This window comes from Pseudarthrobacter sp. 05T312, from assembly GCF_056396685.1.
Window position 1 is genome coordinate 99,869 of record NZ_JBFTLY010000007.1, and the last position, 25,038, is coordinate 124,906.

Below are 25,038 nucleotides of genomic sequence, written 5' to 3' on the forward strand. Positions count from 1 at the left end.
GGCCGTGGAGGTCAGCGTGGTGACGGTCTGCTTGATCAGGTAGCCGTTGCTGCGCTGCCCGAGTGCATAGCAGGGAAGCCGCCCGCAAGGAGCCGCGACATAAAGCGGCGCAGACTTGCCCCAAGGCGGGTCTCTCCATTTATCTGAGAGTGAACCATCCGGAGCGGCCGAGAGACCTGGCTCGATGACGCCGCAGCAACCACGGTCCAGCAGGATTCCTGCGGGCCGAAGGTGCTACTGCCAGGACCGATGGAAAGGAAGATTCCAGCATGCCCCTGAACACCGACCACATCCGCGTCACCCACGCCGGATCGTTGCCCCGCACCCCTGAACTCATCGCCGCCAATGCCGCCAAGGAAACCGATGGCATCACCCCGGAATTCCTGGACCTCCTTGAAACCTCCGTGGTGGATGTGGTCCAGCGCCAGAAGGACCTCGGCATCGACATTCCCAACGACGGCGAATACGGGCACACGATGGCCAACTCCGTGGACTACGGTGCCTGGTGGAACTACTCCTTCGCACGGCTGGGCGGCCTGGAGCCAACCAACGTGGACCGCTGGGCCGATGCCCAGGTGCACCGCTCCTCCCCCGGCAACATTGTCCTGACTTCCTTCCCCGACCGGCGCGACCGGCAGGCGTTCAACGAGGCCTACAACGACCCCTCCTCGGGCATCCTGTCCCACCGCAAGAGCGTGACCCAGCCCAAGATCGCCGGACCCCTGACCTACACGGGCCAGGACCTGGTGGCATCGGACATCAAGAACCTGAAGACCGGCCTCGCCGCCGCCGGGTTGTCCGACGGCTTCGTAGCATCCCTCTCTCCCGGCTCCTGCGCCCGCGTGGCCAACGAGTACTACAAGTCGGATGAGGAACTTGTCTACGCCTGCGCCGATGCCATGCGGGAGGAATACAAGGCCATCGTCGACGCCGGCCTCACGGTGCAGCTCGACGATCCGTCCCTCGCCGAGAGCTGGGACCAGATCAATCCCGAGCCCAGCCTGGAGGACTACCTGAAGTTCATCCAGCTGCGCGTGGAGGCCACCAACTGGGCCCTCCGCGACCTGCCGCAGGAACAGATCCGGCTGCACGTCTGCTGGGGTTCCTGGCACGGCCCGCACACCACGGACATCCCGTTCGCCGACATCATCGGCTCGGTGCTGCAGGTCAACGCCGGCGCTTACTCCTTCGAGGCAGCCAACGTCCGCCACGAACACGAATGGCGCGTATGGGAGGACACCAAGCTCCCCGAGGGCAAAATCATCATCCCGGGCGTCGTGTCCCATGCCACCAACGTGGTGGAACACCCTGACCTCGTTGCCGACCGCATCGTCCGTTTTGCCGACGTCGTGGGCCGCGAAAACGTCATCGCCTCCACCGACTGCGGCCTGGGCGGCAGGGTGCACCCCCAGATCGCCTTCGCCAAGCTGGAGGCCCTCGGCGAGGGCGCCCGCCGCGCCACCAGCCGCCTCTGGTAGCTGCAAGAGGCGAAGCGGGAACCCGCCGGTTCCGTGTTCCGCCGTGGCGGATTCGCGGGACCGGCGTTTCCGTTCCCGGGGGCTTGGTAAACTGGACAAGGCCGACCCGGAGTTGGCCCACCCCAATCAACCGCCGCTGAGGTGTCGCGCCCCCGCGTGCCCATTTCCGTGGCGGCAGCAACGCCAATCCCCGCAGGAGACCCAGCACTTCATGACAGCCCTGGCCCCAGAAACATTCCACGAACAGCTCATGAGCCGCCGCTACGAACCCAGCGTTGCAGCCGTCAACGAACTGTGTGATTCCCTGCAGGAGGCCAAGCCCGGAACCGTGGTGCCCTATGTGGACCCGATGCATGACGTCGACGAATGCCGCATCATCAGCCTGTTCTCCAACATCGGCGAGGCGGACCCGTCCGGATTCATCACGGCCGGTGACCAGGACGCGGCTACCCGCATGCTGGGGCTCCAGTGGAAGCTGGGCCTGCGCCCCGAGTTCGTGATGCCGTGGAACGTCCACCCCTGGCACGTCACCGGCGAAGCCAACGGCAAGTTCACCCCGGACCAGATCCAGGCAGGCCTGAAGCCGCTGCTGAAGTTCCTGGCCCTGGTGCCCCGCGCCTCGGTCATCGTGGCGCATGGAACCGAAGCCAACCGGTTGGCCAATGCACTCCTGAAGACCGAAGTTCCGCTGCTGTGGCGCCGCGGCCTGAAGACCTACAAGGTGCGTTCCCTCAGCGGCCGTGCGTTCGCCGGTTCCCCCGCGCGCCAGGAGGAGTACCTCGAGGACATGCGCGCGGCCTACGCCGACGCCATGGCCCGCACAGGCATCGCCCGTAAAGCCTAGGGTTTCGGCAGGCTCAACCTACGACGACGGCAGGTCACCTTCCTTGGGAAGGTGACCTGCCGTCGTCGTAATTATTCGAATCTAGCCCTCGATGGCCGCTTTCGCGGTGGGATCGGAATCGTTGAGGAACTTTTCGATCCGCTCCGGCTCGTCGGCCTCGCCGATGGCCGATGACGCCCGGCCCAGGGAGTAGAGCGCGCGCAGGAAACCGCGGTTCGGCTCGTGCTCCCACGGGATGGGACCAACGCCGCGCCAGCCGTTGCGGCGCAGCGCGTCCAGGCCCCGGTGGTAGCCAACCCGGGCGTAGGCGTAGGAGTCGATGGTGCGTCCTTCTGTCCACGCCTCCTCAGCCAGCACGGCCCAGAGCAGCGAGGACGTGGGGTGCTTTTCCACCAGGTCCAGGGCCTCGTGCCCGGCCTCCAACTGCGCGTTGACCTCAGTCTCGGCAGGCAGGAGCGTGGGCTCCGGCCCCATCAGGTCCTTGCGGAACTCATCCGACATTTAGAAGGTCTTTCCGGCCGAACCGAGCTGCTTGGTGGCTTCCACCACGCGGGCTGCCAGGCCGGCTTCGGCGGAGGCGCCCCAGACGCGGGGGTCGTAGGTCTTCTTGTTGCCCACTTCGCCGTCAACCTTCAGGACGCCGTCGTAGTTCTTGAACATATGGTCAGCCACCGGACGGGTGTAGGCGTACTGGGTGTCGGTGTCGATGTTCATCTTGATCACGCCGTAGGAAACGGCGTCGGCGATTTCCTGGTCGGAGGAGCCGGAGCCGCCGTGGAACACGAGGTCGAACGGGTTGTCCTTGCCGATCTTGGCACCCACCTGGGCCTGGATGTCCTTGAGGATCTCCGGGCGCAGCTTGACCCCGCCCGGCTTGTAGACGCCGTGCACGTTGCCGAAGGTCAGGGCGGTGATGTAGCGGCCGTTCTCGCCGGAGCCGAGGGCGTCGATGGTCGCCAGGGCATCCTCCACCGTGGTGTAGAGCTTGTCGTTGATGGCGTTCTCCACGCCATCTTCCTCGCCGCCCACGGTGCCGATCTCCACCTCGAGGATCATCTTGGCGGCGGCGGTGCGGGCCAGCAGGTCGCGGGCGATCTTCAGGTTCTCCTGCAGGGTCTCTGCGGAGCCGTCCCACATGTGGGAGTTGAACAGCGGGTTGCGGCCGGCCTTCACCTCAGCCTCGGAGGCTGCCAGCAGGGGCAGGACAAAACCGTCCAGCTTGTCCTTGGGGCAGTGGTCCGTGTGCAGGGCGATGTTGACACCGTAGTTCTTTGCCACTTCGCGGGCGAACGCCGCGAAGCCCAGGGAACCGGCAACCATGTCCTTGGTGGAGGCGCCGGACCAGTAGGCGGCACCGCCGGTGGAAACCTGCACGATGCCGTCGGACTCTGCCTCGGCGAAGCCGCGGAGCGCTGCGTTCAGCGTCTGCGAGGACGTGACGTTGACGGCGGGGAAGGCGAATCCGCCGGCCTTCGCGCGGTCGATCATCTCGGCGTAGATCTCTGGGGTTGCAATGGGCATGCTGGCTCCTCTGCTGAGTTTCGTCTGTGGGTGGATGACCCTCAAGTAGACCGCTTACGGCTTGGCACCATCCTAGCCATTCCCGGGCTGGGAGTGCTCTGGGTTACGCCCCCGGGTGCTGGTTGAAGACGTGCCGGCGGATCCAGGCGTGCATGGCGATGGCCGCGGCGGACGCGGCGTTGATGGAACGGGTGGAGCCGAACTGCTCAATGGACAGGGTGGCGGCGGCGGCCTGGTGGACTTCCGGGGTCAGGCCCGGGCCCTCCTGCCCGAACACCAGTACGCAGTCGCGCGGCAGCTCGTAGGTCTCCAGGGGCACCGAGTCCGGGAAGATGTCGATCCCGATGATCGCGAGTCCCTCCCCCTGCGCCCACTGCACGAAGTCCTCAACGGTGGGGTGGTGGCGGACGTGCTGGTAGCGGTCGGTGACCATGGCGCCGCGACGGTTCCACCGGCGTCGGCCGATGATGTGGACTTCCTTGGCGAGGAAGGCGTTGGCGGTGCGCACCACGGTGCCGATGTTCAGGTCGTGCTGCCAGTTTTCGATGGCCACGTGGAAGTTATGCCGGCGGGAGTCCAGCTCCGCGACGATCGCCTCATGCTTCCAGTAGCGGTATTTGTCCAGCACATTGCGCCGGTCGCCGTCGGCCAGGAGGTCAGGGTCCCAGTGGTCGCCTTCCGGCAGTTCCCCTTCCCAGGGCCCGACGCCGACCTCCGCCTTTGCGGGTTCGGCCTCCCCGGGCTGGTGGTCGGGTTCGTCTGTCATGCCGGGCGTTTGGTTCACCCTTCAACACTAGACTGGACTCTTCGGGCAACCATCACAGGCGGAGGCAGGCATGGCAGACGAGGACCAGGTAACAGGCAACCCCGCGGTATACCGCAGCGGCCAGGAGATCGAGTGCTGGCTGACGGACATGGATGGCGTCCTGGTGCACGAAAACCAGCCCATTCCCGGCGCGGCCGAGCTGATCCAGCGCTGGGTGGATACGTCCAAGCGGTTCCTGGTGCTGACCAACAACTCCATCTTCACGCCCCGCGACCTCGCAGCCCGCCTGCGTGCCTCCGGCCTCGAGATCCCGGAGGAGAACATCTGGACGTCAGCCCTGGCCACGGCCCAGTTCCTGAAGGACCAGGTCTCCGCCGGCGGGGCGGAGTCCGGAAACCGTGCCTACACCATCGGCGAGGCAGGGCTGACGACGGCGCTGCACGAGGCAGGCTTCATCCTCACCGACCAGAACCCGGACTTCGTGGTGCTCGGCGAGACGCGCACGTATTCCTTCGAGGCAATCACGATGGCCATCCGCCTGATCCTCGCCGGCGCCCGGTTCATCGCCACCAACCCGGACGCAACCGGCCCTTCCAAGGACGGCCCCATGCCGGCCACTGGTGCCATCGCGGCCCTGATTACCAAGGCCACCGGCCGCGAACCGTACATCGTGGGCAAGCCGAACCCCATGATGTTCCGGTCTGCGATGAACCAGATCGACGCACACTCGGAAACCACGGCCATGATCGGTGACCGGATGGACACGGACATCATCGCCGGCATGGAGGCCGGCCTGCACACGGTCCTGGTCCTCAGCGGCATCACGCACAAGGACGACATCGCCGCGTACCCGTTCCGGCCCAACCAGGTGCTCAACTCCGTAGCGGACCTGAAGAACCAGATCTAGAAGATACTGACCCGGGTTCCGCCCCGGGGCAGCGGGAAGTACTCGTCCAGCAGTCCCGTGACCAGGGGCCGGTAGATCTGCGGATTCCAGCCCGGGCTGGCATGGGCGGGTACTGCCCCGGTGGTCTGAAGGCTGCTTGAAACCATGTTGTCCTTGTAGACCACGGCCCAGGTTTCGGATGCGGTTTCGTAGTCGACGGTGGCGTCCTTCGGGTTGCCCAGGTAGGCCATCCTGGCCGTGCCGAGCTGCCCGGCGAACTGCCGTCCCTCGAAGTGGTAGATGTAGGCGGACTCCGTCTGGACCAGGACATTGGACGGGGCAATGGGTGAGAGCTGCTCCAGTGTCTGGTTGAGGATCTGCCGCCAGCTCCGTTCGTCCTTGTGGATGATCCGCTCCCCCAGTTCATACCCGCCGCGGAGGGTGGATGGAAACCTGACGCCGCTCTCGTAGAGGAACACAACGCCGTCGAACCAGCTTTGGTCCAGGACGTCGTGGGCGCTGTACGGGCTGGAGTCAAGGAGGATGAACTGCACCTGGAGGCCCTGCAGGGCCAGGAGCCGGGCCGCCACCTGGGTGGCAAGCATCCCGCCGAAGCTGTGCCCGTAAAAGAAGAGTTTGGTGATCTTCTCAGCGGCAACGTAGTCGGCGATCGCGGCGACCACCTCGGAGACGTTCAGCCCCAGGTTGGAATATCCGACGGCGGCGAGCCGGGCACGCTTGTTCAGGGAACCCCGGAGCGTGTTCAGGATCCACTGCGCCTCTTCCCAGCTGGTTTTGTACCCGGGGAACAGGAACCAGCTGGCGTCCGGGTAGTAGGCGTCGGCGAAGTCATCGGCAACGGACAGGATCCGGGTGGTCCGGCGCTGCGACTGCACTTCACGGGTCACCAGCATGTCGGCGGCCAGCAGTCCGGACGCGCCGGCTCCGGCCAGGAATGAACGCCGTGAGAAGCGTTTAAGAGCAGCGGCTTCCGCCAGCAGCCGGGCGTCGGAGACCCCGCGCCGGCCCTGCGGATGGACCTCCCCCTCATACGGCACAGTCCTACCGTAAGCCCAGCCAAACGCGGCACCGCAATGAACGTGTGTAACCGTTCGGTGACGCCGGGATCAGCTGGCGGCCTGTCCTTCGGTGGCCGGGAAGGGTGCCTGCGGTTCCTGTTGGCGGCGGAGGATTTCCAGTCCGATGTCGTTGTAGCGGCCCAGCAGGTCGGCGCCGTCGGGTGCCTCCGGGTTGTCCAGGAGGGCAAAGGCGGAGTCGCTGGCGAGCAGGAGTTCCTGGTCGGTGTATTCGGTCAGCGGACGTCCGTACAGCTCTTCGATCCACATGACCGGCAGCTGCGGGAATTCGCCTGCGAAGTCGCCGCCCGGAAAGAGCTCCCTGACGTCGTCGTCCATCAGGAGCGGCCGGCGGCTGGAAGCTTCGCCCGCCGCCCAGTCGTGGGCCGCAGGCGTGAGCTGGAGGGAGACCCCCGCGGCCGGAACGCCCAGCAAGGACTTGGTGTCCATGGCGTTGAGGTCGCTGCGCAGTCCGGCCAGGGCGGAGGATTCGACAAGTTCAGCCCGCGAGAGGTCGACGCAGATGCGGCAGCGGATGCCCATCCTCCGGACGCGGCGGATGATGTGGACCAATTCAGCACGGGATTCGTGGTGAAGGGCTCCCCGGACTTCAATCCGGACGATGTCGGCAGGGACATCAAGGTTAACGAGTGCGTCTAGCGCGCGGTCCATAGGTACTCCAAAAGAGGTTCTATGGCCGACGGCTCAACCTCCGCAAGCGTAACTCCCGCCGGGCCGCCGCACAACCTGCCGCTCAGGCGCGCGGACCGGGGCTGACCTTTCCAGGCTCCTGGTAGTGGGTGCGCGCACCGGCGCCGCCCACCGAATCCACCAGTGACTTGGCGATGTCCCGCAGTTTGGTGTTGCTGTTGCTTGAGGCCTCCGTGAGGATTTCGACGGCGGCTTCCTGGCTGCACCGGTTCTGCGCCATGACAATGCCGATGGCGATGTCGATGATGGTCCGCGATTCCAGCGTGGCCCGAAGGTTGGATGCACTGTCTGCGTGCAGCGAGAACCTGACAGCGAGCCGCAGCGCTTCGGAGATCTCGCGGGTGAAGTCCCGTGCCCTGTCCGCGGCCCGCCCATCAAACTTGTGCGGGGCGTCGGAGTAGAGATTCAGCGCAGCTTTGGCCTCGCCCTGCAGGTTGAACGGCAGGGAAAGCACCGAACGCAGGCCGTGGGAGGCAACCGCGGACGCGTAATCCGGTCCCCACCGGTCCTCCTGCAGGAGGTCCGGGACGTAGACTTCACGTTCGTCCTGAGCCGCGGAAAGGCAGGGACCCTGGGCCAGGGAGTACTGGATTTCATCGACTTCCCGGGCCGTCTCGCTGCTCCAGCCAATGGTGGCAGCCTTGCGGTCGCGGAGCAGCGTGATGCCGCACAGGGCGTCGTCGCCGTCGCCTGCCATCTGGTGCGCGGAGAAGCGCGCCAATTCGTTGAGGAAGTCCTCGAAGTCGGCGCTTTCCAGGATGAGGTTCTGGACCTGGTCGGTTGCGCTCAAAGGCTGTTGTGGGGGGAGCAAAATGCAGGATCTCCAAGCAACTGAAAAGTGTTAACGCATATGATATTGCAGTCTTCAGCGGCGAGCCAACAACCAGACCCAAATGCGTCCCCGGAGCCGGACCTGGCCGGCTCCCCTGGCGTCAGGCCAGTCCCAGTTCGTCTTTGCCGAATGCGAACAGGTAGGGAACGCCGGTTTCGGCTTCGATCTTTTCCTTGGCGCCGGTATCCCGGTCCACGATCACGGCCACCGCGACGACGTTGCCGCCGGCCTTCCGGACGCCTTCCACTGCGGTCAGCGCGGAGCCGCCTGTGGTGGACGTGTCCTCCAGGACCAGCACCTTGCGGCCCTCAACAGAGGGGCCCTCCACCTGCCGGCCCATGCCGTAGGACTTCTGGGCCTTGCGGACCACGAACGCGTCAACCGTGCGGCCGGCGTCGACGGCCGCGTGCATGACGGCAGTGCCCACGGGGTCGGCACCCATGGTGAGGCCTCCGGCGCACTCAAAGTCGATGCCGGCGTCGTCCGCCAGTGCCAGCATGACCTGGCCCACCAGCTTGGACGCCTCATGGTGCAGGGTGATGCGGCGCAGGTCGATGTAGTAGTCCGCCTCTGCTCCGCTGGAGAGGATCACCTTGCCGCGGACCACGGCGAGTTCCTTGATCAGTTCGAGCAGTCGGGCGCGGGCAGCTGCGGTGTCTACCGCAGTGTCAGTGGGCGAAGTCATGGCCCCAAGTTTAGTGGGTGGGCGGACCGTGAGCGGGCGGGCGAACCCTGGGGCGTGCTCTGGGCGCGGTCCGATTGCGATGACGCGGGGCAGCACACGTTTGACCACGGGGTTGTGGCGCAGGATGAAGAAAAGCATGCGCTGGACGGAGAACGGGGCCTTGCCGGCGAGCATGTCACCGGACAATGTCCCCGCGAAGAGTGGAACGAACACCACCCGGTGCATGATGCGCTGCACGGCCTGGACCACTACCGTGGGCATGCGGCGGCGGCGCTGGATTGCCGCCAGGGTCCTGGTCCGCACCTTCCCCTGGCGCAGGTCAGGGGCCAGGCGTTCCGCGGCCGCCACTGCGTCCTGGATGGCCAGGTTGATGCCCACCCCGCCCGCGGGTGACATCGCGTGCGCAGCATCGCCAATGCACAGGAACCCGTCGATGTACCAGCGCTGCAGCCGGTTCAGCCTGACGTCCAGCCAATGCAGGTCTGCCACGCTGCGGATCGAATCAACCCGGTCGGCGAGGTCGGGACGCAGTGCTGCCACCCTTTCGCGGAACCGTTCCACGCCGCCTTCCCGGATCCTGGCGTCCGAGCCTTTGGGCGCGAGGTAGCCCATTTGGTAGTAGTCGGTGCGATTAAGCGCAATCATGGCGTCCCGGTTTCCCAGCGAGGGGACCACGCCCGCCGCGTCGCCCTGCTCCGAGGGGTGGCGGGGAATTCTGAACCACCATGTATCGAACGGCACCGGATACTCCCGGGCCCGCAGTCCGGCTGCCTGCCTCAACACCGAATGCCGGCCGTCGGCGGCCACCACAACGTCGGCATGCAGCACGCGTTCACCGTCATCGGCGGTATCTCCGGTGGACCGGTAGCGCACACCGGTGACGCGTCCGCCGTCGAACTCCAAGCCGGTGGCCTCGGTTTCCATGAGCAGGGTGAACGTCGGCTCCGCGGCGGCAGCTGAGGCGAGGAAATTTAGGAAGTCCCATTGGGGCATCATGGCCACGTAGTTGTACGGGGGCTTCAGGGAGTCGAAGGCCGCCAGCGTGACCAGCCCGGCACCGGGAACCGGAACAGCGACGTTGTCCAGCCGGCTTTGCGGCAGGGCCCGGAATCCGGCGCCCAGGCCCAGTTCGTCCATCAGCCGGATGGTGGACGCGTGCACCGTGTCGCCGCGGAAGTCCCGCAGGAAGTCGCGGTGCTTTTCCAGGACTGCAACACGCACGCCGGCCCGTGCCAGCAGCAGGCCAAGCATCATTCCTGCCGGGCCACCGCCCACCACGGCACATCCCGTCCGCTCCATGCCATAAAGCTACGCCGCGCAGGGGCCGCCCGGAACAGTTGAGGGTTGTTGACAGCGCTGGCTAGGCTGGACAGCATGCGCGAACTCCAGGCCAAGATCATTGAAGAAATGGGCGTTCAGCCCCGGATCGACCCCGCAGGGGAGGTGCGCAAACGCGTCACTTTCCTCAAGGAATATTTGAAGGCCACCCACACCAAGGGCTTTGTCCTGGGCATCTCCGGCGGCCTGGATTCCTCGCTCGCCGGAAGGCTTGCCCAGCTGGCGGTTGATGAGCTTGGGGCTGAGGGCGTAGAGGCCAACTTCGTTGCGGTCCGCCTCCCGTACGGCGTCCAGCACGATGAGGAGGACGCCCAGGCAGCCCTGGACTTCATCAAGGCCAAGACGGAGTGGACGTTCAACATCTCGGCAGCGGTGGACGGCTTCGAGGACGAGTTCGAGAAGACCGTGGGCTCGGAAATCTCCGACTTCCACAAGGGAAACACCAAGGCCCGCACCCGGATGATCGCCCAGTATGCGCTGGCCGGGGAGTTCAACTACCTGGTGATCGGCACCGACCACGGCGCGGAGTCCGTCACGGGCTTCTTCACCAAGTACGGCGACGGCGGCGCCGACATCCTGCCCTTGTTCGGCCTGAACAAGCGGCAGAACCGGGCCCTCCTGGCTGAACTGGGTGCGCCGGCCCGCGTGTGGGAGAAGGTGCCCACCGCGGACCTGCTGGATGACCGGCCGGGCCGCACGGATGAGGACGAGCTGGGCATCAGCTACGACCAGATTGACGACTACCTTGAAGGCCGCGAGGTCCCGGACGCGGTGGCCGGGTCCATCGAACAGAAATACCTCCGGACCCGCCACAAGCGCACCGTGCCGGTGACCATCTTTGACACGTGGTGGAAGGGCGAAGGTCCCGTGGAGCCCCGCGCCGGGCTGTAGCCCGCCCCTTCTGCTGATTTTCCCCACCTTCGGGGAGTACGACGGCGGGCCGCGCCTGAAAAGCGTGGCCCGCCGTCGTCGTTCACGGGCAAAGCCGGGGAGGCTCAGCGGGTGCGCCGTCCGCCGTCCGCTCCCCCGCCCAGCTGCTGCGTTATCCGGTGGGCCTCCGCCATCAGCAGGCCGCCCAGTTCCTCCTGCCGTTCGGGCTTGAACCGCGGTTCAATGCCCGTCAGCGACAACGCCCAGGCGGGCCGCCCGGACCTGTCGAACACCGCGGCACCCATCCCCCAGCTTCCTTCCAGGACCAGCCCCGGGTTCACCGAGTAGCCGGCCAGCCTGGTCCGGGCCAGGTTCTTTCGGACAAGATCGGTCGTGTGGTTCGCGGCGAAGGCTCCGGCGTGCTCCGGCCACCGGCCCAGCAGCTCCTCCTGCTCATCCGTGGGCAGGAAGGCCAGGATGGCGGTCCCGGCCGACGCGACGCCCAGCGGGAAACGGACTCCCTCGTGCAGGACAAAGGACCTGACGGGGAACGTGCCCTCCTCACGCAGCAGGCACACCGTCTCATTGCCGCGGCGGATGGAGAAGAAGGCGCTCTCCCCCGTTGCCTGTGCAAGCCTGCGCAGGCTGGGCCGGGCGATGTCCTCCATCGGGAACCGGGCTGACGCCACCGAGCCCATGAGCAGGATTTCCGGGCCCAGGACCCAGTTGCCCGTGACGGAATCATGGTCCAGCAGGCCTTCCGCGGCGAGCGAGGTCAGGAGCCGGTGGACCGTTGGCCGGGTAAGGCCTGACTCCCGGACCAGGACCGCGAGCGGCATTCCCTCGGCGCTGCGGCCCACCAGCCGGAGCAGCCCCGCTATCCGCGCCACCACCTGGGCGCCCTGCACCGGCGTCGATGCCATCACTTCCCCTTTGTCCACAATATGGATGCTTTTCGGCCTACTGTCCATACTGTAAGGCATTTATCAGTGATTCTTGACACGTTCTTCCCGGCGGCCGTAGTCTCCAAACTCAGATCCCAAGCGTCCACAAAGTGGACTACTGCGCTCAACGAGGAGACGTCATGAAGAAACTCCAGGCTTCTGCCGCCACCGCCCTGGAGGGGGCACTGCAGGACGGCATCACCCTCGCCGTCGGCGGGTTTGGCTTGAGCGGCATCCCGGCCGACCTGATCGAGGCCGTCCGCGATTCCGGCGTCCGTGACCTCACGGTGGTGTCGAACAACATGGGCGTGGACGGCAAAGGGCTCGGCATCCTTATCGAAGCAGGCCAGGTCCGCAAGGTGATCGCGTCCTACGTTGGCGAAAACAAGCTGTTCGCCGAGCAGTACCTCGCCGGCAAGCTGGAGGTCGAATTCACGCCGCAGGGCACCCTGGCCGAACGCCTCCGCGCCGGCGGCGCCGGAATCCCTGCCTTCTACACCAAGACAGGTGTTGGCACCCTGGTGGCCGAGGGCAAGCCGCACGAGGTGTTCGACGGCGAAACGTACGTCCGCGAGCGCGCCATCGTGGCCGACGTCGCCCTGGTCCACGCCCACACCGCGGACACGGACGGCAACCTGATCTACCGCTTCACGGCCCGGAACTTCAACCCGGTGGTGGCCACGGCCGGGATCCTGACCGTCGCCGAGGCCGAAGTGATCGTGGCGCCCGGCGACCTGGACCCGAACCACATCGCCACGCCCGGCGTCTTTGTCCAGCGGCTGGTGCAGGCCACGGACCGGGTCAAGGACATCGAGCAGCGCACAGTCCGGCCGCGGACCGGCCTGGTCTCCGCCTGACCGGGCCCACGCCTGCCCTGATCCACAGCACTCAACGGAGAGAAAACCCTCATGACCACCACGCAAACCGACCACCCGGACGTCCGCCAGAAGGGTCTGGCCCGGATGGCTGAAACGCTGGCCGGCTGGACGCAGAAGTGGTTTCCTGACGCGTACATCTTTGCCCTCGCCGGCGTCGTGCTGGTGGCCATCGCGGCGCTGGCCATCGGCGCTTCACCCAAGGCAGTGGTGGACTCCTTCGGCAACGGGTTTTGGGACCTCACGGCGTTCACCCTCCAGATGGCCATGGTGGTATTGACCGGTTATGTGGTGGCAACGTCGCCGCCCGTGGCCAGGCTGATTGACCGGCTGGCACAGGTACCCAACTCCGCGCGCACCGCCGTCAGCTTCGTGGCCGTCCTTTCCATGTCCGTGTCATTCGTGAACTGGGGCCTGAGCCTGATCTTCGGCGGGCTCCTGGCGCGGGCGGTGGCCCGGCGGGCAGACCTGCACGTGGACTACCGGGCACTGGGCGCCGCAGCCTTCATGGGCCTGGGTGCCGTCTGGGCCCTGGGCATGTCCTCCTCCGCCGCACAGCTGCAGGCCACCAAGGCCTCCATTCCGCCGGCGCTGCTGAAGGTCACCGGCGTCCTGGACTTCGGCACCACCATCTTCACCTGGCAGTCCCTGCTGACCCTGCTCATCCTCATGGTCCTCACCACCGTCATCGCGCACTTCTCGGCGCCGACGGGGAGCGCCGTGAAAACGGCGGCCGATCTCGGCGTCGACCTCGACGACCAGCCCGAGCCGCCGGCCGAAAAGTCCCGGCCCGGCGAATGGCTCGAATACAGCAGGGTCCTGCCCATCCTGGCCGGCGTGCTCACCCTCGGCTGGCTGGTGTCCCAGCTGCTGACCCTGCCCATCCTCAGCGTGGTCAGCTCACTCAACGGCTACCTCCTGGTTTTCCTGATGCTGGGGCTGGTCCTGCACGGGACTCCGCGCAAATTCCTGCAGTCGGTCACCAAGGCGGTCCCGGCCACGGCGGGCATCCTGGTGCAGTTTCCGCTGTATGCCGCCATGGCCGCCATCCTGACCAAGGCCACCGGCGCCGGCGGCCTGTCGGTATCCGAGCTCCTGGCCCACTTCTTCACCAGCATCGGCGGCAACGGGGCGTTCGCCGTCATCATCGCCATCTACACGGCCATCCTGGGCATGTTCGTCCCGTCCGGCGGCGGAAAGTGGCTGGTGGAGGCGCCCTACGTCATGCAGTCCGCCACGGACGTGAACATGAACCTTGGCTGGACCGTGCAGATCTACAACATGGCCGAGGCCCTGCCCAACCTCGTCAACCCGTTCTTCATGCTCCCGCTGCTCGCGGTGCTGGGCCTGCGCGCCCGGGACCTGGTGGGCTTCACGTTCCAGCAGTTCCTGTTCCACCTGCCGGTGGTGCTGCTGCTCGCGTGGCTGCTGGGCATGACGTTCGAGTTCGTGCCGCCGGTAATACCCAACTAATCCAACGAGAACAGCTAGAAGACCAAGGAGAAACCCCATGGGATGGACCAGGGATGAAATGGCTGCCATCGCGGCCGCGGAACTGAACGACGGCGACTACGTGAACCTGGGGATCGGCATTCCCACGCTGGTGGCCAACAACCTGCCCGAGGGCGTGCGGGTGGTCCTGCAGAGCGAGAACGGCCTGCTGGGCATGGGGCCGTTCCCCTTCGAGGGCGAGGAGGACGCAGACCTGATCAATGCCGGCAAGCAGACCGTCACGGTGTTGCCGGGCGGCAGCATCTTCGACTCGGCTACCTCGTTCGGCATGATCCGCGGCGGGCACGTGAAGGTGGCCATCCTTGGCGCCATGCAGGTCTCCGGCAATGGCGACCTGGCCAACTGGACCATCCCGGGCAAGATGGTCAAGGGCATGGGCGGCGCCATGGACCTGGTGGCCGGAACTCCGCGCGTCGTGGTCCTCACCGAGCACAACGCCAAGGACGGCACCGCGAAAATCGTCCGCGAGTGCACGCTGCCGCTGACCGGGCTCAGCTGCGTGGACCGGATCATCAGCGACCTTGCCGTGTTCGACCTGCTCAAGGCGGCCGACGGCGGGCGGCAGCTGACGCTGACCCGGCTGGCACCGGGGGTCACGGTCGAGGAAATCCGGGAAAAGACCGACGCCGGCTTTGAGGTCCGGCTCGACAACGAGGAAGTGGCAGCATGAGCCTGAAGGAACAGTTTGGCAAGGACGTCCTGCTCACCGGCTGGGGCCACAGCCGGTTCGGCAAGCTGGCGGAGGAGACCCTTGAGTCCCTGATCGTCCAGGTGGCCACCGAAGCGATCGGCAACGCCGGAATCGAGCCCGGCCAGATCGACGAGATCTACATCGGCCAGTTCAATTCGGGCATGATGCCGCTGGCGTTCCCATCCTCGCTGGCCCTGCAGGTCTCTCCCGCCCTGGCCAACGTACCCTCCACCCGGGTGGAAAACGCCTGCGCCTCCGGGTCGGCCGCCTTCCAACAGGGCACCAAGTCGCTGCTCGCCGGGACCGCCCGGACCGTCCTGGTGATCGGCGCTGAAAAGATGACCCATGCCGGTGCGGACGTGGTGGGAGCGGCCCTGCTCGGCGCCGACTATGACATGGCCGGCAAGCCCTCCACCACCGGCTTCACCGGGCTTTTCGCCGAGGTCGCGAAGCACTACGAGAAGCGGTACGGGCCGGTCTCCGACGTCCTGGGCAGCATCGCGGCGAAGAACCACCGCAATGGCGTGGACAACCCCTACGCCCAGCTCCGGAAGGATCTGGGCGAGGACTTCTGCCGCACCGTCTCGGACAAGAACCCCATGGTGGCGGACCCGCTGCGCCGCACCGACTGTTCGCCCGTCTCCGACGGTGCCGCCGCCGTCGTGCTGTCCGTCTCCCCCACCGGTGGCGCCACCGCCCCGGTCCGGCTCGCGGGCTTCGGCCAGGCCAACGACTTTTTCCCCGCCGAGCGCCGCGACCCCACCGCGTTCGCCGCAACCCGCACCTCATGGCAGCGGGCCATGGCGATGGCCGGCGTGGGCCTGGCGGACCTGGACTTCGCCGAGGTGCACGACTGCTTCACCATCGCCGAACTGCTCATGTACGAGGCCATCGGCCTGGCAGAGCCCGGGGAGGGCGCCCGTGCCATCGAGGAAGGCTGGGTCTTCAAGGACGGGACGCTTCCCATCAACGTCTCCGGCGGCCTTAAGGCCAAGGGCCACCCCGTGGGGGCCACAGGGGTCTCCCAGCACGTCATCGCCGCCATGCAGCTCACCGGTACAGCCGGTGACATGCAGCTCGCGGGGCCGCGCCGGGCGGCTGTGCAGAACATGGGCGGAGTGGGCATCGCCAACTACGTCAGCGTCCTGGAAGCCGTCTGAGCCAAGGGCCCGCTGAATCCCCCGGCTTCCAAGCCCGACGGCGGCGCGTCGCACCAAAAGTGCGGCGTGCCGTCGTCGTTATCCGGCAAAGGGGGGAAACCCGGCGGTCCGGCACGCCAACGGGCTAACCCCGGCCGCGGATCACGGCGGCTATCTCCGAATAACCGAGCCGCTCAGCGTTCTGCAGCGCCGTCCGGCCTTCCGGGTCGCGGATTCCGGGGTCTGCGCCGGCCGCCAGCAGCAGCCGCACCACCTCCTGCTGGCGCGGCCCGCCGTCGTTGAGCAGGATGGCCTCCTGCATGGCGGTCCAGTCAAGGTTGTTGACATGGTTGACAGGGACCCCCGCCGCAATGAGGACCTTCACCGTTTCCACGTGTCCGTGCTCGCTGGCCGGGATCAACGCCGTCCCGCCGTAGCGGTTGATGCTGGTGACGTCTGCCCCGGCGGCCAGCGTCAGCTGCAGGACGTCGTTGAGCCCCTCAGCTCCGGCGAACAGGAACGCAGAGTCCTGGATCGGGTCCTTGGCGTTGACGTTGCCACCCCGGCCGATGAGTTCGGCCACCAACGGGGCGTTGTTGGCTTTGGCGGCGGCGATAAGGTCCTGGTCCAGCCGGGCCTGGTCCGCGGGAGACGGCGCCGGTGGGGAGGCAGGGGAAGGCGGCGCGGGCGTCCCGGCACCTGCGCCGGGGCTTGGGCTGACCGAGGCAGCCGGTGGCGGGGTATCCACTCCCTGCGGCTGGCCGGGACTGGCCTGGCACGCGGCCAGGAGCAACCCCAGCGCGGCCACGGCCATGAGTGCTGCGGTGCTGCCAGGCCTCATGCGTCCAGCCTATTTCGCGGCGCCGGCGATGGCCTCTGCACCGGCCGCCGCGCAGGCTTCGTCGAGGGCGCCGTCAGGGGCACCACCGACGCCGATGCCGGCCACGGAAACACCGTTGACCTTCAGTGGGACACCGCCTGCGAGGAACAGGGTGCCCGGCAGGTCAGCGATCGAGGGGACCGTTGCCGTTGACGCGCCTGGCCAACTCGCTGGTGGGGGCCCCGAACGCGGCTGCCGTATAGGCCTTCTGCTTTGCCGCTTCGATGGTGTGGGCGGCGGCGTTGTCACCCCGGAGCAAAGCCTGGACGGTACCAAAGCGGTCAACGAGGGCCACCGTGACGAACGGCAGCTTATCGGCCTGGCACTTTGCGAGCGCAGCAGTGACGGCCTGGGCGGAGGCACCGGCGGCAATGCGGTTTTGCTGCACCACGGTTTCCGGAGCCGGCTGGACATCAACGGCAGGTACGACGACGGGTGCTTCCACAGTGCCCGCGGTACCGGCGTTGGCGGCAGCCGTTGCTCCGGCAGTGATCAGGAGGGCTCCGGCAGCGGCGGCGGCGAGGGCTTTGGTGGACTTCTTCAAGGTGTTTCCTTAGGTCAGAAAGGGATCGTGTTGCCGGTTTCCATATTTCCGGGAAGAACGGGCCCTTCCATCGGGCCTTCGTCTGGTCCCGGCTCCGACGAAAAGCCAGCCGTATCAGCCAAAAGGATGAGGCACCGGACAACCGGTGAGCCCTAGCATGGAAGGCAGCACTTCCCGCCACCAGATCCGGATCCAGCATGCCCGCCTGAGCCACCCCCCAACGCACCGGGCCAGCCCAGGCCGCCGCCGGTCAGGGCGCCGGATCCCGCCGTCCGCTGCTTCGCAATGCCAAAGGCCGGCTGGGCAACATCGAGGCAGCCGTCCACCTGGGCTTCGCCGTCCTCCTGGTGGCCTCGGTGGTCCGGTACGTCATGCGGCATACCCCGGCCGACAATCTCTTGGTCCTGGGGCTCGCGATTGCCGCTTGCCTGCTCTACGCCGTCGTGGCCCTGCTCTCGGTACAGGACCGCCGCGGAACCCCGTGGATGGTTGCCCTGGTGGCGGTCTGGGCGGTCCTGGTTGTGGCTGCACCGAGTTTCGCGTGGTGTTCCTTTGCTCTTTTCTTCCTCTGCAGGAGCGCCCTGCGCGGTGCCGCGTCCTATATCCTGGCCGGCGCCATCACACTCGCCACCGCCGCCGGCCTGTTCCGGCTGGGCAACGGTACCGACCTGGCCATGCTTCTGGGGCCCGTGGCCGTGGGCGTCATGCTGACACTGATTTACGACCGGATCCAGCACGACGCCGAGGAGCAGCGCCGCCTGCATGCGGACATTTCCCTGGCCCAGGGCCAACTGGCCGCCAGCGAGCGACGGGCGGGCACCATTGCCGAACGGGAGCGGGTGTCGCGGGAAATCCATGACACTGTCACCCAGGGCCTCGCCAGCAGCCTGCTCCTGCTTGAGGCCGCCAGCCGCGGATGGCCCAGCGCGGCAGCCCGTGAGGGCCTTCTCCAGGCCACCAGCCTGCTCCGCGCGAACCTGGCGGAGACCCGGAGCCTGGTCCATGAGCTGGCCTCGCCCGGTTTGGAATCGGTTCCATTGCCGGAGGCGCTGCTGGCCACCGCCCGCCAGTACGTTCCCGGGACCAGGCTGCTGGTGACCGGTGAACTGCGGCCGGTCTCCGCTGACATTCGCCACGCCCTGCTGCGCGTGGTGCAAAGCGCGGCGTCGAACATCCTGCTCCACGCTGCGGCGTCGGCGGCCACGGTAACGCTGGGCTTCCTGCCGGACGCCGTGACTTTGGACATTTACGACGACGGCGCCGGCTTCGATCCGGCGGCGGCAGCTCCGCCGTCGCACGCAGGAGGCTATGGGCTGCGGGCCATGCGGCAGCGGGTGGAGCAGCTGGGCGGAACATTCTCCGTGCAAAGCGCCCCCGGCGACGGAACAATCGTGGCGGCGCAGCTGCCGATGGAGCCGGGCGCATGAACAGCATCACCGTCCTGCTGGTGGACGACCACCTGGTGGTCAGGAGCGGACTGCGCGCACTGCTCAGCACGGAACCGGACATCGAGGTGGTGGCCGAGGCCGGCTCCGGGGAGGATGCCGTGCGACTCGCCCAGGCGATCTCCCCCTCGGTGGTGGTGATGGACCTTGCCATGGGGCCGGGCATGGATGGGCTCGAAGCGATCAGGCGGATCAGGGACCTCAACGGCCGGCAGGCCATCCTGGTTTTCACCACCTACGACTCCGACGCCGACATCGTCCGCGCCGTGGATGCCGGCGCCATGGGCTACCTGTTGAAGGATGCTGCCCCGGAGGAGATTTTCGCCGCCATCAGGGGGGCGGCCGTGGGCAGGAGCGTGATGAGCCCGCCGGTGGCATCCCGGCTGTTCCAGCAGCTCCGCAATCCCGACGAAGTCCTGACCCCACGGGAGGCCGAGCTGCTGGGCCTCCTCACCGAAGGCCTCAGCAACCGCGAACTCGGCCGGCGGCTTTTCATCTCCGAGGCCACGGTCAAAACCCATTTGGCGCACATCTACGCCAAGCTCGGGGTGGACACCAGGGCGGCCGCCATCGCCACCGCGATCCGGCGCGAGGGCATGCGTTGACGGCACTTTATGGCGCATACCCTTGCACCCGGAGCCTGCGCCCCGTACGTTGGGGTTTGTGGGGGACTAACTCCCGCACACTCCGGGACGATCCCCGGGGAGAGAATCAGAGTCACATGAAGGAATGCAGCCATGGCAACAGGCACAGTTAAATGGTTCAACGCCGAAAAGGGTTTTGGCTTCATTGCCCCCGATGACGGGTCCGCTGACGTATTCGCCCACTACTCGGCAATCGCCACCAGCGGCTACCGCTCACTGGACGAGAACCAGAAGGTCGAATTCGATGTGACCCAGGGCCCCAAGGGTCCGCAGGCAGAGAACATCCGCCCTCTCTAAGTCTTCGGCGGCCTCCGGCGCTGGCCGGGACCCCATCCAGCGGCTCCTCCAACGTCAGTTGGAGGAGCCGCTTTTTTGTGCCGCAGCTCTTCGGCTTCCCGTATTTGGGATAATTGATTCATGACGCGACAGGACCAGGACAGGGACCCGTGGGAGGAGTTCGACTCCCTCGGTCCAGCAGCGCCGGACCTCATCCCCGGGCAGCCCGGCGGGGAGCCGCACGGCTTCGGGTTCCGGACCGGGGTCCGCAGCGCCCGTGTGGCCGTTGGCTTCGCCGTCTATGCGCTCGCCCTGGGAACCGTCCTGGCCCTGACCGGATGCATCGTGTTCTTCAGCCGCCAGCAGTGGCTGCTGCTGGGCCTCATGGTGCTCATTGAAGCCATCTTTGTTTTCGCGTTCACCCGACTTGTGGCGCAGGCCCGGCACCGGGCCCCACGAGACCGCCGGGCCGGCTGAAGACCCGGCGCCGTTGACCTTGACGTTGACGCAGCGTCAAGCCCTAGGCTCGCAGCATGCAGGATTTTTCCAACACCGGCGGCAGGGAATGGTCCATCCAGGACGTTGCCAGGCTCGCCGGCACCACCAGCCGCACGCTCCGTCACTATGACTACATCGGCCTGCTGAAGCCCAGCCGGGTATGCCACAACGGCTACCGCTATTACGACGGCGCCGCCCTCCTCCAGTTGCAGCGCATCCTGTTGCTGCGCGAACTGGGCCTGGGTTTGCCCGCGATCGCGGAAGTCTTCCACCGCGAGGTTGATCCAGTGGCAGCGCTGAGCCGGCATTTGGAGTGGCTGGGCCAGGAGCAGCAGCGGCTGGCCCGGCAGGCTGAGTCCGTGCGGCAAACCATCGAAACAGTAAACGCAGGAGGCCATCTGATGGCGGAGGACATGTTCAAGGGCTTCGACCACACGCAGTACAAGGATGAAGTTGAAGAACGGTGGGGCAAGGACGCCTATGCGGCATCCGATTCGTGGTGGCGCGGCATGGGGGCCGCGGAGAAACGGGAGTGGAAGTCCCAGGCGGAGGAGCTTGGCCGGGACTGGACGGCGGCCGCGGCTGCGGGCGTACCTGCGGACGGGCCGGAAGCCCGCGAACTGGCAGGGCGGCATGTGGCGTGGCTGAAGTCCATCCCGGGAACACCTGCCGCTGAAAGCGGCGGCGATATCCGGGGATACGTCACCGGGCTGGCCGACATGTACGTGGCGGACCCCCGTTTCGCCGCGAATTACGGCGGTGTCGAGGGGGCCCGCTTCGTCCGGGAGGCCCTCCACAGCTTCGCGGCACGGAACCTCTAGGCGGCCAGGAGGCCGCAGTCAGCGCCTGGAATCTTCCCGCGTCGCCGTGGTCCGCTTGGTCCGCCGGATGACCAGCAGCACTACGGCGACGGCCAAGGCCGCATAGACGGCATAGTTCAGGAACCGGGGGTACTTCTCAATGAGCTGGTACTGGGTGCCCAGGAGGTAGCCCAGCCCAATGAGGGCACCGTTCCACAGCCCGCTGCCGGCAAGGGTGAAAGCGGTGAATGTAACCAGCGGCATGGCCGCAGCGCCTGCCGGCAGTGAGATCAGGCTCCGGACCCCGGGCAGCAGACGGCCGAAAAAGATGGAGGACCTGCCATGCCGGCGGAACCAGCCAGCGGCACGCTCGAAGTCTTCGCTGTCTACCAGCGGCAGCCTGGACAGCCAGCGGATGGACCGCTGCAGGCCCAGCTTTGCCCCCAGCAGGGTAGAGCAACAGAGCCCCGAGGTAGGCGCCCAGGGTGCTGGTGGCAAAGACGAGGAGGAGGTTCAGGGACTCCTGCCTGGCGAGATACCCCGCCAGCGGAAGAATCACCTCGCTGGGGATGGGAGGCACTACGGTCTCCGCCAAGGTAAAGGCCCCCACGCCCCACTCGCCCAGCGTGTCGATGGCCCTGGCAGCGAAGCCCACAATTCCCGTGAGTCCTTCAGCGGGGCCGGCTGCGGCCACGGTTCTCCACGTCATCTGGCCAGGTCTACCGGTGCTTGAATTCCGGCTGGCGTTTTTCGGTGAACGCAGCCATGCCTTCCTTCTGGTCCTCTGTGGCGAACAGGGAGTGGAAGAGCCGCCGTTCGAACACCACTCCCTGGGCCAGTCCGGTTTCGAAAGCAGCGTTTACGGCTTCCTTGGCCGCCATTGCCGCGGGCTTTGACTTTTCGGCGATGACGCCGGCCACCTTGAGTGCTTCGGACACCACCTCTGCCGCCGGAACCACCCGGGACACCAGCCCGCACCGGTCCGCTTCCTCCGCGTCGATGAACCGTCCGGTGAGGATCATGTCCATGGCCTTGGCCTTGCCCACCGCCCTGGTCAGGCGCTGCGAGCCGCCCATGCCGGGGAGGACGGCAAGGTTGATTTCCGGCTGGCCGAACTTTGCGTTGTCCCCGGCGATGATCAGGTCGCACATCATGGCCAGTTCGCAGCCGCCGCCCAGGGCGAAGCCGGACACCGCCGCGATGGTGGGGATCCGCAGGCGGGTGAGCTCCTCCCACCCCCGGAACCAGTCCGCGACGTACATGTCCATGTAGCCCTGGTCCGCCATCTCCTTGATGTCGGCTCCCGCGGCGAAGGCCTTTCCGGAGCCCGTGATCACCACCGCGCCTACTCCGGGGTCGGAATCCATGGCCGTCACGGCGGCCACCACTTGCTCCATCGTGGCCTTGTTCAGCGCATTCAATGCCGCGGGCCTGTTCAGTGTCACCAGCCCGACCCTGCCCTGCTGCTCCACCAGGATGTTGGCGTACTCCGTCATTCGGGACTCCCGTCGTCGTGTGCTGTTGTGGCCGGACGCCGGCCCGGCACCTCCGTGCCACCGGCCCCTGCGGGGCCATCCCCGGCCTGCCGCTCCGATGCGCCGCGGATGTCCGTGATGATGGCGGAGAAGTCTCGGCCCGCTCCGCCCTCCGCGGCAAACCTATCGTAAATGCGGGCAGCGAGCGCTCCCATCTGTCCCGCCACCCCGGTGCTGTCCAAGGCGTTCACGGCAAGGTTAAGGTCCTTGGCCATGAGGGTCGAGGCAAAACCGGGCTGGTAGTCCCTGTTGGCCGGGCTGGTGGGCACCGGTCCAGGTACGGGGCAATTGGTGGTCAGCGCCCAGCACTGCCCCGACGCGGCAGAAGCGACGTCGAACAGCGCCTGGTGCGTCAGCCCCAGCTTTTCCCCCAGCACGAACGCTTCGCTGACCGCGATCATCGAGACGCCCAGGATCATGTTGTTGCAGATTTTGGCGGCTTGCCCGGCTCCGTGGGCGCCGCAGTGCACCACCCGCCTGCCCATGACCTCCAGGAGCGGCAGCACTTCCTCGAAGCCTGCCGCTTCGCCGCCGGCCATGAAGGTCAGCGTGCCCGCCTCGGCTCCCACCACGCCGCCGGAAACGGGGGCATCAACAGCACGGTGGCCGGCTTCAATGGCCAGCCGGGCAGCTTCCCGTGCCTCGTCGACGTTGATGGTGGAGCAGTCAAGGAACATGGTTCCCGGTGGCGCGACGGCCAGCAGTCCGGGCCCGCCCGGTTCTCCGACATGTCCGGCGGTGCCCCGGTAGGCGTCCAGGACGTGCCGGCCGCTGGGGAACATGGTCAGCACCACGTCGGCGCCGGCAAGTGCTTCGACGGCGCTGGCCGCCACCGGAACACCCTGCGCCCGGGCTGCTTCCATGGCTGCGGGCACCACGTCGAACCCGGTCACCCGGTAACCGGCGCGGACGAGGTTCAGGGCCATGGGACCGCCCATGTGGCCAAGGCCCAGGAATGCCACGCTGCCGTTTTCAGGCATGGTCCGCCTCCGTTATTTCCAGATCCGTCACTTCCAGGTCCGGCCCAGGCTGCAGGTCCAGTTCCGGGCCGTCCAGCGGCTGGAAGAACCTGTCCACCTGGCCCGGCAGCACCTCGGCCAGCGTGGCCGGCTTCCACTGCGGGTTCCTGTCCTTGTCCACCACCTGGGCGCGGATGCCCTCGCGGAAATCAGGCCCGGCCAGGAGGCGGATTCCTACCCGGTATTCCTGGGCCAAGGCCTCATCAAGGGTTAGGTTTGCGGCCCGGCGCAGGGACGCCAGGGTGACCTTGACCGAGGTGGGTGACTTGGCTTCGATGGTGTCCGCCGCTTCCGTGGCATCTTCCCGGCCCGGCCCGGTCCAGGCGCGGAGCCGGGCCACAATTTCCCCGGCATCGTCGCTGGCGTAGCAGGCATCGATCCAGTCCCGTTGCCCGGACAGTGCCGAGGCCGGAGGCTGTTCAGCGCAGCGGGCGACGGCGGCTTCCGGGCTTTCGTCCTCAAGCGCCGCCACCAGCCGGGGCAGCGCGTGCGAGGGGACGTAATGGTCGGCCAGGCCCAGGAACAAGGCATCCCCCGCGTCCAGGTGTGCCCCGGTCAGGGCCGCATGGGTTCCCGTTTGGCCCGGCGCGCGGGACAGCAGGAAGGTGCCGCCGACGTCGGGCGCGAACCCGATGGTGGTCTCCGGCATCCCCATCCGGGTCCGTTCGGTGACCACGCGGACGTTCCCGTGCGCCGAGATCCCCACCCCGCCGCCAAGGACCAGTCCGTCCATGAGGGCGACGTACGGCTTGGGGTACCGGGCGATGAGCGAGTTCACGCGGTACTCGGTCTGCCAGAAGTCAGCAGTCTGGGTTCCGCCGTGCAGCATGTCCCGGTAGATGGCCACGATGTCTCCGCCCGCGCACAGGCCCCGCTCCCCGGCGCCCTGCACCAGGACGGCGGCCACGTCGTCGTCCGGGGCCCAAGCGGTGAGCTGGCGCAGGAGCAGGTCCACCATTCCCGCGGTGAGCGCATTGACGGCCCAGGGCCGGTTGAGGGTGATCACACCGAGCCGGCCGCGGTGGCCAAAAAGCACCTCCGCGTCGCCGTCTCCTGCGCTGCTGTCCGTTGTGGTGCCCGTGGCTGCGGTCATCGGCTGGTGCTCCTTCGCATGGTGGCCGGGCGTGTGATCCAGGCCATTCTGGTGCGAATATACCCGCCGCCTGCTGCCCGGGACCAACCATGGCCGGACGGCGGGACCCGGGGGCGCGGGGGCTTTACCCGGCGCG

The 25,038-nt window shown here is 67.0% G+C and carries 25 protein-coding genes, 3 pseudogenes and 1 riboswitch; of the genes and pseudogenes, 13 read left to right on the forward strand and 15 right to left on the reverse strand.

Annotated elements, in window-relative coordinates; translation table 11 throughout:
- Positions 1–151: 151 nt before the first annotated feature.
- Positions 152–256: riboswitch (SAM riboswitch) on the forward strand.
- A 13-nt stretch (positions 257–269) separates the two neighbouring features.
- Both AC1DIP_RS11695 and AC1DIP_RS11700 read left to right on the forward strand, forming a co-directional pair.
- A complete protein-coding gene (locus tag AC1DIP_RS11695) occupies positions 270–1,478 on the forward strand; it encodes a cobalamin-independent methionine synthase II family protein (protein ID WP_476209037.1) in 1,209 nt (402 codons plus the stop codon).
- 211 nt (positions 1,479–1,689) lie between these two features.
- Positions 1,690–2,322, forward strand: a complete 633-nt coding sequence (locus AC1DIP_RS11700) for a uracil-DNA glycosylase family protein (protein ID WP_476209035.1) — start codon at positions 1,690–1,692, stop codon at positions 2,320–2,322.
- 81 nt (positions 2,323–2,403) lie between these two features.
- Here the strand turns inward: AC1DIP_RS11700 and AC1DIP_RS11705 are convergent, their stop codons facing one another.
- The 3 genes from AC1DIP_RS11705 to AC1DIP_RS11715 form a co-directional block, all read right to left on the reverse strand.
- A complete protein-coding gene (locus AC1DIP_RS11705; protein ID WP_477733830.1) occupies positions 2,404–2,823 on the reverse strand; it encodes a DUF3151 domain-containing protein in 420 nt (139 codons plus the stop codon).
- Positions 2,824–3,843 (reverse strand): class II fructose-bisphosphate aldolase, encoded by a 1,020-nt coding sequence (fbaA, locus tag AC1DIP_RS11710; protein ID WP_324644005.1) that lies wholly within the window; start codon positions 3,841–3,843, stop codon positions 2,824–2,826.
- A gap of 103 nt (positions 3,844–3,946) precedes the next feature.
- The gene (locus tag AC1DIP_RS11715; protein ID WP_477733831.1) at positions 3,947–4,609 is read right to left on the reverse strand and encodes a TrmH family RNA methyltransferase; all 663 of its coding nucleotides are present in this window, start codon (positions 4,607–4,609) and stop codon (positions 3,947–3,949) included.
- A 70-nt stretch (positions 4,610–4,679) separates the two neighbouring features.
- On the opposite strand from AC1DIP_RS11715, the gene AC1DIP_RS11720 reads away from it, so the two are divergent.
- Positions 4,680–5,516: an HAD-IIA family hydrolase gene (locus tag AC1DIP_RS11720; protein WP_476209030.1), complete on the forward strand. Its 837-nt coding sequence runs from the start codon at positions 4,680–4,682 to the stop codon at positions 5,514–5,516.
- Here the strand turns inward: AC1DIP_RS11720 and AC1DIP_RS11725 are convergent.
- The 5 genes and pseudogenes from AC1DIP_RS11725 to AC1DIP_RS11745 form a co-directional block, all read right to left on the reverse strand.
- Positions 5,513–6,553 carry a thioesterase domain-containing protein gene (locus AC1DIP_RS11725; RefSeq protein ID WP_477733832.1) on the reverse strand — a complete coding sequence of 347 codons (1,041 nt, stop codon included), beginning with the start codon at positions 6,551–6,553 and terminating at the stop codon, positions 5,513–5,515. The genes AC1DIP_RS11720 and AC1DIP_RS11725 overlap by 4 nt on opposite strands.
- Before the next feature lie 69 nt (positions 6,554–6,622).
- Positions 6,623–7,243: a hypothetical protein gene (locus tag AC1DIP_RS11730; protein WP_476209027.1), complete on the reverse strand. Its 621-nt coding sequence runs from the start codon at positions 7,241–7,243 to the stop codon at positions 6,623–6,625.
- Between the two features lie 82 nt (positions 7,244–7,325).
- Positions 7,326–8,072: an ANTAR domain-containing protein gene (locus AC1DIP_RS11735; RefSeq protein WP_476209025.1), complete on the reverse strand. Its 747-nt coding sequence runs from the start codon at positions 8,070–8,072 to the stop codon at positions 7,326–7,328.
- A gap of 142 nt (positions 8,073–8,214) precedes the next feature.
- Positions 8,215–8,799, reverse strand: a complete 585-nt coding sequence (gene pyrE / locus AC1DIP_RS11740; RefSeq protein WP_168223241.1) for an orotate phosphoribosyltransferase — start codon at positions 8,797–8,799, stop codon at positions 8,215–8,217.
- A gap of 96 nt (positions 8,800–8,895) precedes the next feature.
- Positions 8,896–10,098: pseudogene (locus tag AC1DIP_RS11745) on the reverse strand (FAD-dependent oxidoreductase); the annotation flags it as partial.
- A gap of 75 nt (positions 10,099–10,173) precedes the next feature.
- Between AC1DIP_RS11745 and nadE the strand changes: the two are divergent.
- On the forward strand, positions 10,174–11,028 hold the full coding sequence (gene nadE / locus AC1DIP_RS11750; protein ID WP_477733833.1) for an ammonia-dependent NAD(+) synthetase: 855 nt from the start codon (positions 10,174–10,176) through the stop codon (positions 11,026–11,028).
- Positions 11,029–11,132: 104 nt separating this feature from the next.
- Here nadE and AC1DIP_RS11755 read toward each other — a convergent pair whose 3' ends face one another.
- Positions 11,133–11,930: an IclR family transcriptional regulator gene (locus tag AC1DIP_RS11755; RefSeq protein WP_477733880.1), complete on the reverse strand. Its 798-nt coding sequence runs from the start codon at positions 11,928–11,930 to the stop codon at positions 11,133–11,135.
- Positions 11,931–12,091: 161 nt separating this feature from the next.
- On the opposite strand from AC1DIP_RS11755, the gene AC1DIP_RS11760 reads away from it, so the two are divergent.
- Genes AC1DIP_RS11760 through AC1DIP_RS11775 form a run of 4 tightly spaced genes read left to right on the forward strand, consistent with a single transcriptional unit; the run spans position 12,092 to position 16,189 of the window.
- Positions 12,092–12,808, forward strand: coding sequence for a CoA transferase subunit A (locus AC1DIP_RS11760; protein ID WP_477733834.1), 717 nt, complete (start codon positions 12,092–12,094; stop codon positions 12,806–12,808).
- A gap of 51 nt (positions 12,809–12,859) precedes the next feature.
- Positions 12,860–14,299: a short-chain fatty acid transporter gene (locus tag AC1DIP_RS11765; RefSeq protein WP_477733835.1), complete on the forward strand. Its 1,440-nt coding sequence runs from the start codon at positions 12,860–12,862 to the stop codon at positions 14,297–14,299.
- A gap of 37 nt (positions 14,300–14,336) precedes the next feature.
- Entirely contained in the window at positions 14,337–15,008 is a 672-nt protein-coding gene (locus AC1DIP_RS11770; protein WP_477733836.1) for a CoA transferase subunit B, read from the forward strand.
- On the forward strand, positions 15,005–16,189 hold the full coding sequence (locus AC1DIP_RS11775) for an acetyl-CoA acetyltransferase (protein ID WP_477733837.1): 1,185 nt from the start codon (positions 15,005–15,007) through the stop codon (positions 16,187–16,189). Before AC1DIP_RS11770 ends, AC1DIP_RS11775 begins: the two co-directional genes overlap by 4 nt.
- 124 nt (positions 16,190–16,313) lie before the next feature.
- On the opposite strand, the gene AC1DIP_RS11780 is transcribed toward AC1DIP_RS11775, so the two are convergent.
- Both AC1DIP_RS11780 and AC1DIP_RS11785 read right to left on the reverse strand, forming a co-directional pair.
- Positions 16,314–17,009, reverse strand: a complete 696-nt coding sequence (locus AC1DIP_RS11780; protein ID WP_477733838.1) for an ankyrin repeat domain-containing protein — start codon at positions 17,007–17,009, stop codon at positions 16,314–16,316.
- A gap of 9 nt (positions 17,010–17,018) precedes the next feature.
- Positions 17,019–17,592, reverse strand: a pseudogene (locus AC1DIP_RS11785) (GlcG/HbpS family heme-binding protein).
- A gap of 371 nt (positions 17,593–17,963) precedes the next feature.
- On the opposite strand from AC1DIP_RS11785, the gene AC1DIP_RS11790 reads away from it, so the two are divergent.
- From AC1DIP_RS11790 to AC1DIP_RS11810, 5 genes are all read left to right on the forward strand, one after another.
- On the forward strand, positions 17,964–19,019 hold the full coding sequence (locus AC1DIP_RS11790) for a histidine kinase (protein WP_476209014.1): 1,056 nt from the start codon (positions 17,964–17,966) through the stop codon (positions 19,017–19,019).
- Positions 19,016–19,642 (forward strand): response regulator, encoded by a 627-nt coding sequence (locus tag AC1DIP_RS11795; RefSeq protein ID WP_476209013.1) that lies wholly within the window; start codon positions 19,016–19,018, stop codon positions 19,640–19,642. The genes AC1DIP_RS11790 and AC1DIP_RS11795 overlap by 4 nt, the downstream gene beginning before the upstream one ends.
- 132 nt (positions 19,643–19,774) lie before the next feature.
- Positions 19,775–19,978, forward strand: a complete 204-nt coding sequence (locus AC1DIP_RS11800; RefSeq protein WP_009357211.1) for a cold-shock protein — start codon at positions 19,775–19,777, stop codon at positions 19,976–19,978.
- 120 nt (positions 19,979–20,098) lie between these two features.
- Positions 20,099–20,434, forward strand: coding sequence for a hypothetical protein (locus tag AC1DIP_RS11805; RefSeq protein WP_477733839.1), 336 nt, complete (start codon positions 20,099–20,101; stop codon positions 20,432–20,434).
- A 56-nt stretch (positions 20,435–20,490) separates the two neighbouring features.
- On the forward strand, positions 20,491–21,276 hold the full coding sequence (locus AC1DIP_RS11810; protein WP_477733840.1) for a MerR family transcriptional regulator: 786 nt from the start codon (positions 20,491–20,493) through the stop codon (positions 21,274–21,276).
- A gap of 18 nt (positions 21,277–21,294) precedes the next feature.
- Here AC1DIP_RS11810 and AC1DIP_RS11815 read toward each other — a convergent pair.
- From AC1DIP_RS11815 to AC1DIP_RS11830, 4 genes and pseudogenes are all read right to left on the reverse strand, one after another.
- A pseudogene (locus tag AC1DIP_RS11815) lies at positions 21,295–21,964 on the reverse strand (DedA family protein).
- A gap of 10 nt (positions 21,965–21,974) precedes the next feature.
- On the reverse strand, positions 21,975–22,751 hold the full coding sequence (locus tag AC1DIP_RS11820; RefSeq protein ID WP_477733841.1) for an enoyl-CoA hydratase: 777 nt from the start codon (positions 22,749–22,751) through the stop codon (positions 21,975–21,977).
- Entirely contained in the window at positions 22,748–23,770 is a 1,023-nt protein-coding gene (gene mmsB / locus AC1DIP_RS11825) for a 3-hydroxyisobutyrate dehydrogenase (protein ID WP_477733842.1), read from the reverse strand. The genes AC1DIP_RS11820 and mmsB overlap by 4 nt, the downstream gene beginning before the upstream one ends.
- Positions 23,763–24,902: an enoyl-CoA hydratase/isomerase family protein gene (locus tag AC1DIP_RS11830; RefSeq protein WP_477733843.1), complete on the reverse strand. Its 1,140-nt coding sequence runs from the start codon at positions 24,900–24,902 to the stop codon at positions 23,763–23,765. The genes mmsB and AC1DIP_RS11830 overlap by 8 nt, the downstream gene beginning before the upstream one ends.
- Positions 24,903–25,038 lie beyond the last annotated feature (136 nt).

What these genes read in the sequence shown, in the direction of transcription:
- AC1DIP_RS11795 (WP_476209013.1), top strand. Translation starts at nt 19,016, where the DNA reads ATGAACAGCATCACCGTCCTGCTGGTGGACGACCACCTGGTGGTCAGG.
- AC1DIP_RS11800 (WP_009357211.1), top strand. Translation starts at nt 19,775, where the DNA reads ATGGCAACAGGCACAGTTAAATGGTTCAACGCCGAAAAGGGTTTTGGC.
- AC1DIP_RS11755 (WP_477733880.1), bottom strand. Translation starts at nt 11,930, where the DNA reads ATGGCATCGACGCCGGTGCAGGGCGCCCAGGTGGTGGCGCGGATAGCG.
- AC1DIP_RS11775 (WP_477733837.1), top strand. Translation starts at nt 15,005, where the DNA reads ATGAGCCTGAAGGAACAGTTTGGCAAGGACGTCCTGCTCACCGGCTGG.
- pyrE (WP_168223241.1), bottom strand. Translation starts at nt 8,799, where the DNA reads ATGACTTCGCCCACTGACACTGCGGTAGACACCGCAGCTGCCCGCGCC.
- fbaA (WP_324644005.1), bottom strand. Translation starts at nt 3,843, where the DNA reads ATGCCCATTGCAACCCCAGAGATCTACGCCGAGATGATCGACCGCGCG.
- AC1DIP_RS11765 (WP_477733835.1), top strand. Translation starts at nt 12,860, where the DNA reads ATGACCACCACGCAAACCGACCACCCGGACGTCCGCCAGAAGGGTCTG.
- AC1DIP_RS11720 (WP_476209030.1), top strand. Translation starts at nt 4,680, where the DNA reads ATGGCAGACGAGGACCAGGTAACAGGCAACCCCGCGGTATACCGCAGC.
- AC1DIP_RS11715 (WP_477733831.1), bottom strand. Translation starts at nt 4,609, where the DNA reads ATGACAGACGAACCCGACCACCAGCCCGGGGAGGCCGAACCCGCAAAG.
- AC1DIP_RS11820 (WP_477733841.1), bottom strand. Translation starts at nt 22,751, where the DNA reads ATGACGGAGTACGCCAACATCCTGGTGGAGCAGCAGGGCAGGGTCGGG.
- AC1DIP_RS11780 (WP_477733838.1), bottom strand. Translation starts at nt 17,009, where the DNA reads ATGAGGCCTGGCAGCACCGCAGCACTCATGGCCGTGGCCGCGCTGGGG.
- AC1DIP_RS11805 (WP_477733839.1), top strand. Translation starts at nt 20,099, where the DNA reads ATGACGCGACAGGACCAGGACAGGGACCCGTGGGAGGAGTTCGACTCC.
- AC1DIP_RS11700 (WP_476209035.1), top strand. Translation starts at nt 1,690, where the DNA reads ATGACAGCCCTGGCCCCAGAAACATTCCACGAACAGCTCATGAGCCGC.
- AC1DIP_RS11790 (WP_476209014.1), top strand. Translation starts at nt 17,964, where the DNA reads ATGCGGCATACCCCGGCCGACAATCTCTTGGTCCTGGGGCTCGCGATT.
- AC1DIP_RS11770 (WP_477733836.1), top strand. Translation starts at nt 14,337, where the DNA reads ATGGGATGGACCAGGGATGAAATGGCTGCCATCGCGGCCGCGGAACTG.
- AC1DIP_RS11695 (WP_476209037.1), top strand. Translation starts at nt 270, where the DNA reads ATGCCCCTGAACACCGACCACATCCGCGTCACCCACGCCGGATCGTTG.
- AC1DIP_RS11810 (WP_477733840.1), top strand. Translation starts at nt 20,491, where the DNA reads ATGCAGGATTTTTCCAACACCGGCGGCAGGGAATGGTCCATCCAGGAC.
- AC1DIP_RS11730 (WP_476209027.1), bottom strand. Translation starts at nt 7,243, where the DNA reads ATGGACCGCGCGCTAGACGCACTCGTTAACCTTGATGTCCCTGCCGAC.
- AC1DIP_RS11705 (WP_477733830.1), bottom strand. Translation starts at nt 2,823, where the DNA reads ATGTCGGATGAGTTCCGCAAGGACCTGATGGGGCCGGAGCCCACGCTC.
- nadE (WP_477733833.1), top strand. Translation starts at nt 10,174, where the DNA reads ATGCGCGAACTCCAGGCCAAGATCATTGAAGAAATGGGCGTTCAGCCC.
- AC1DIP_RS11760 (WP_477733834.1), top strand. Translation starts at nt 12,092, where the DNA reads ATGAAGAAACTCCAGGCTTCTGCCGCCACCGCCCTGGAGGGGGCACTG.
- mmsB (WP_477733842.1), bottom strand. Translation starts at nt 23,770, where the DNA reads ATGCCTGAAAACGGCAGCGTGGCATTCCTGGGCCTTGGCCACATGGGC.
- AC1DIP_RS11830 (WP_477733843.1), bottom strand. Translation starts at nt 24,902, where the DNA reads ATGACCGCAGCCACGGGCACCACAACGGACAGCAGCGCAGGAGACGGC.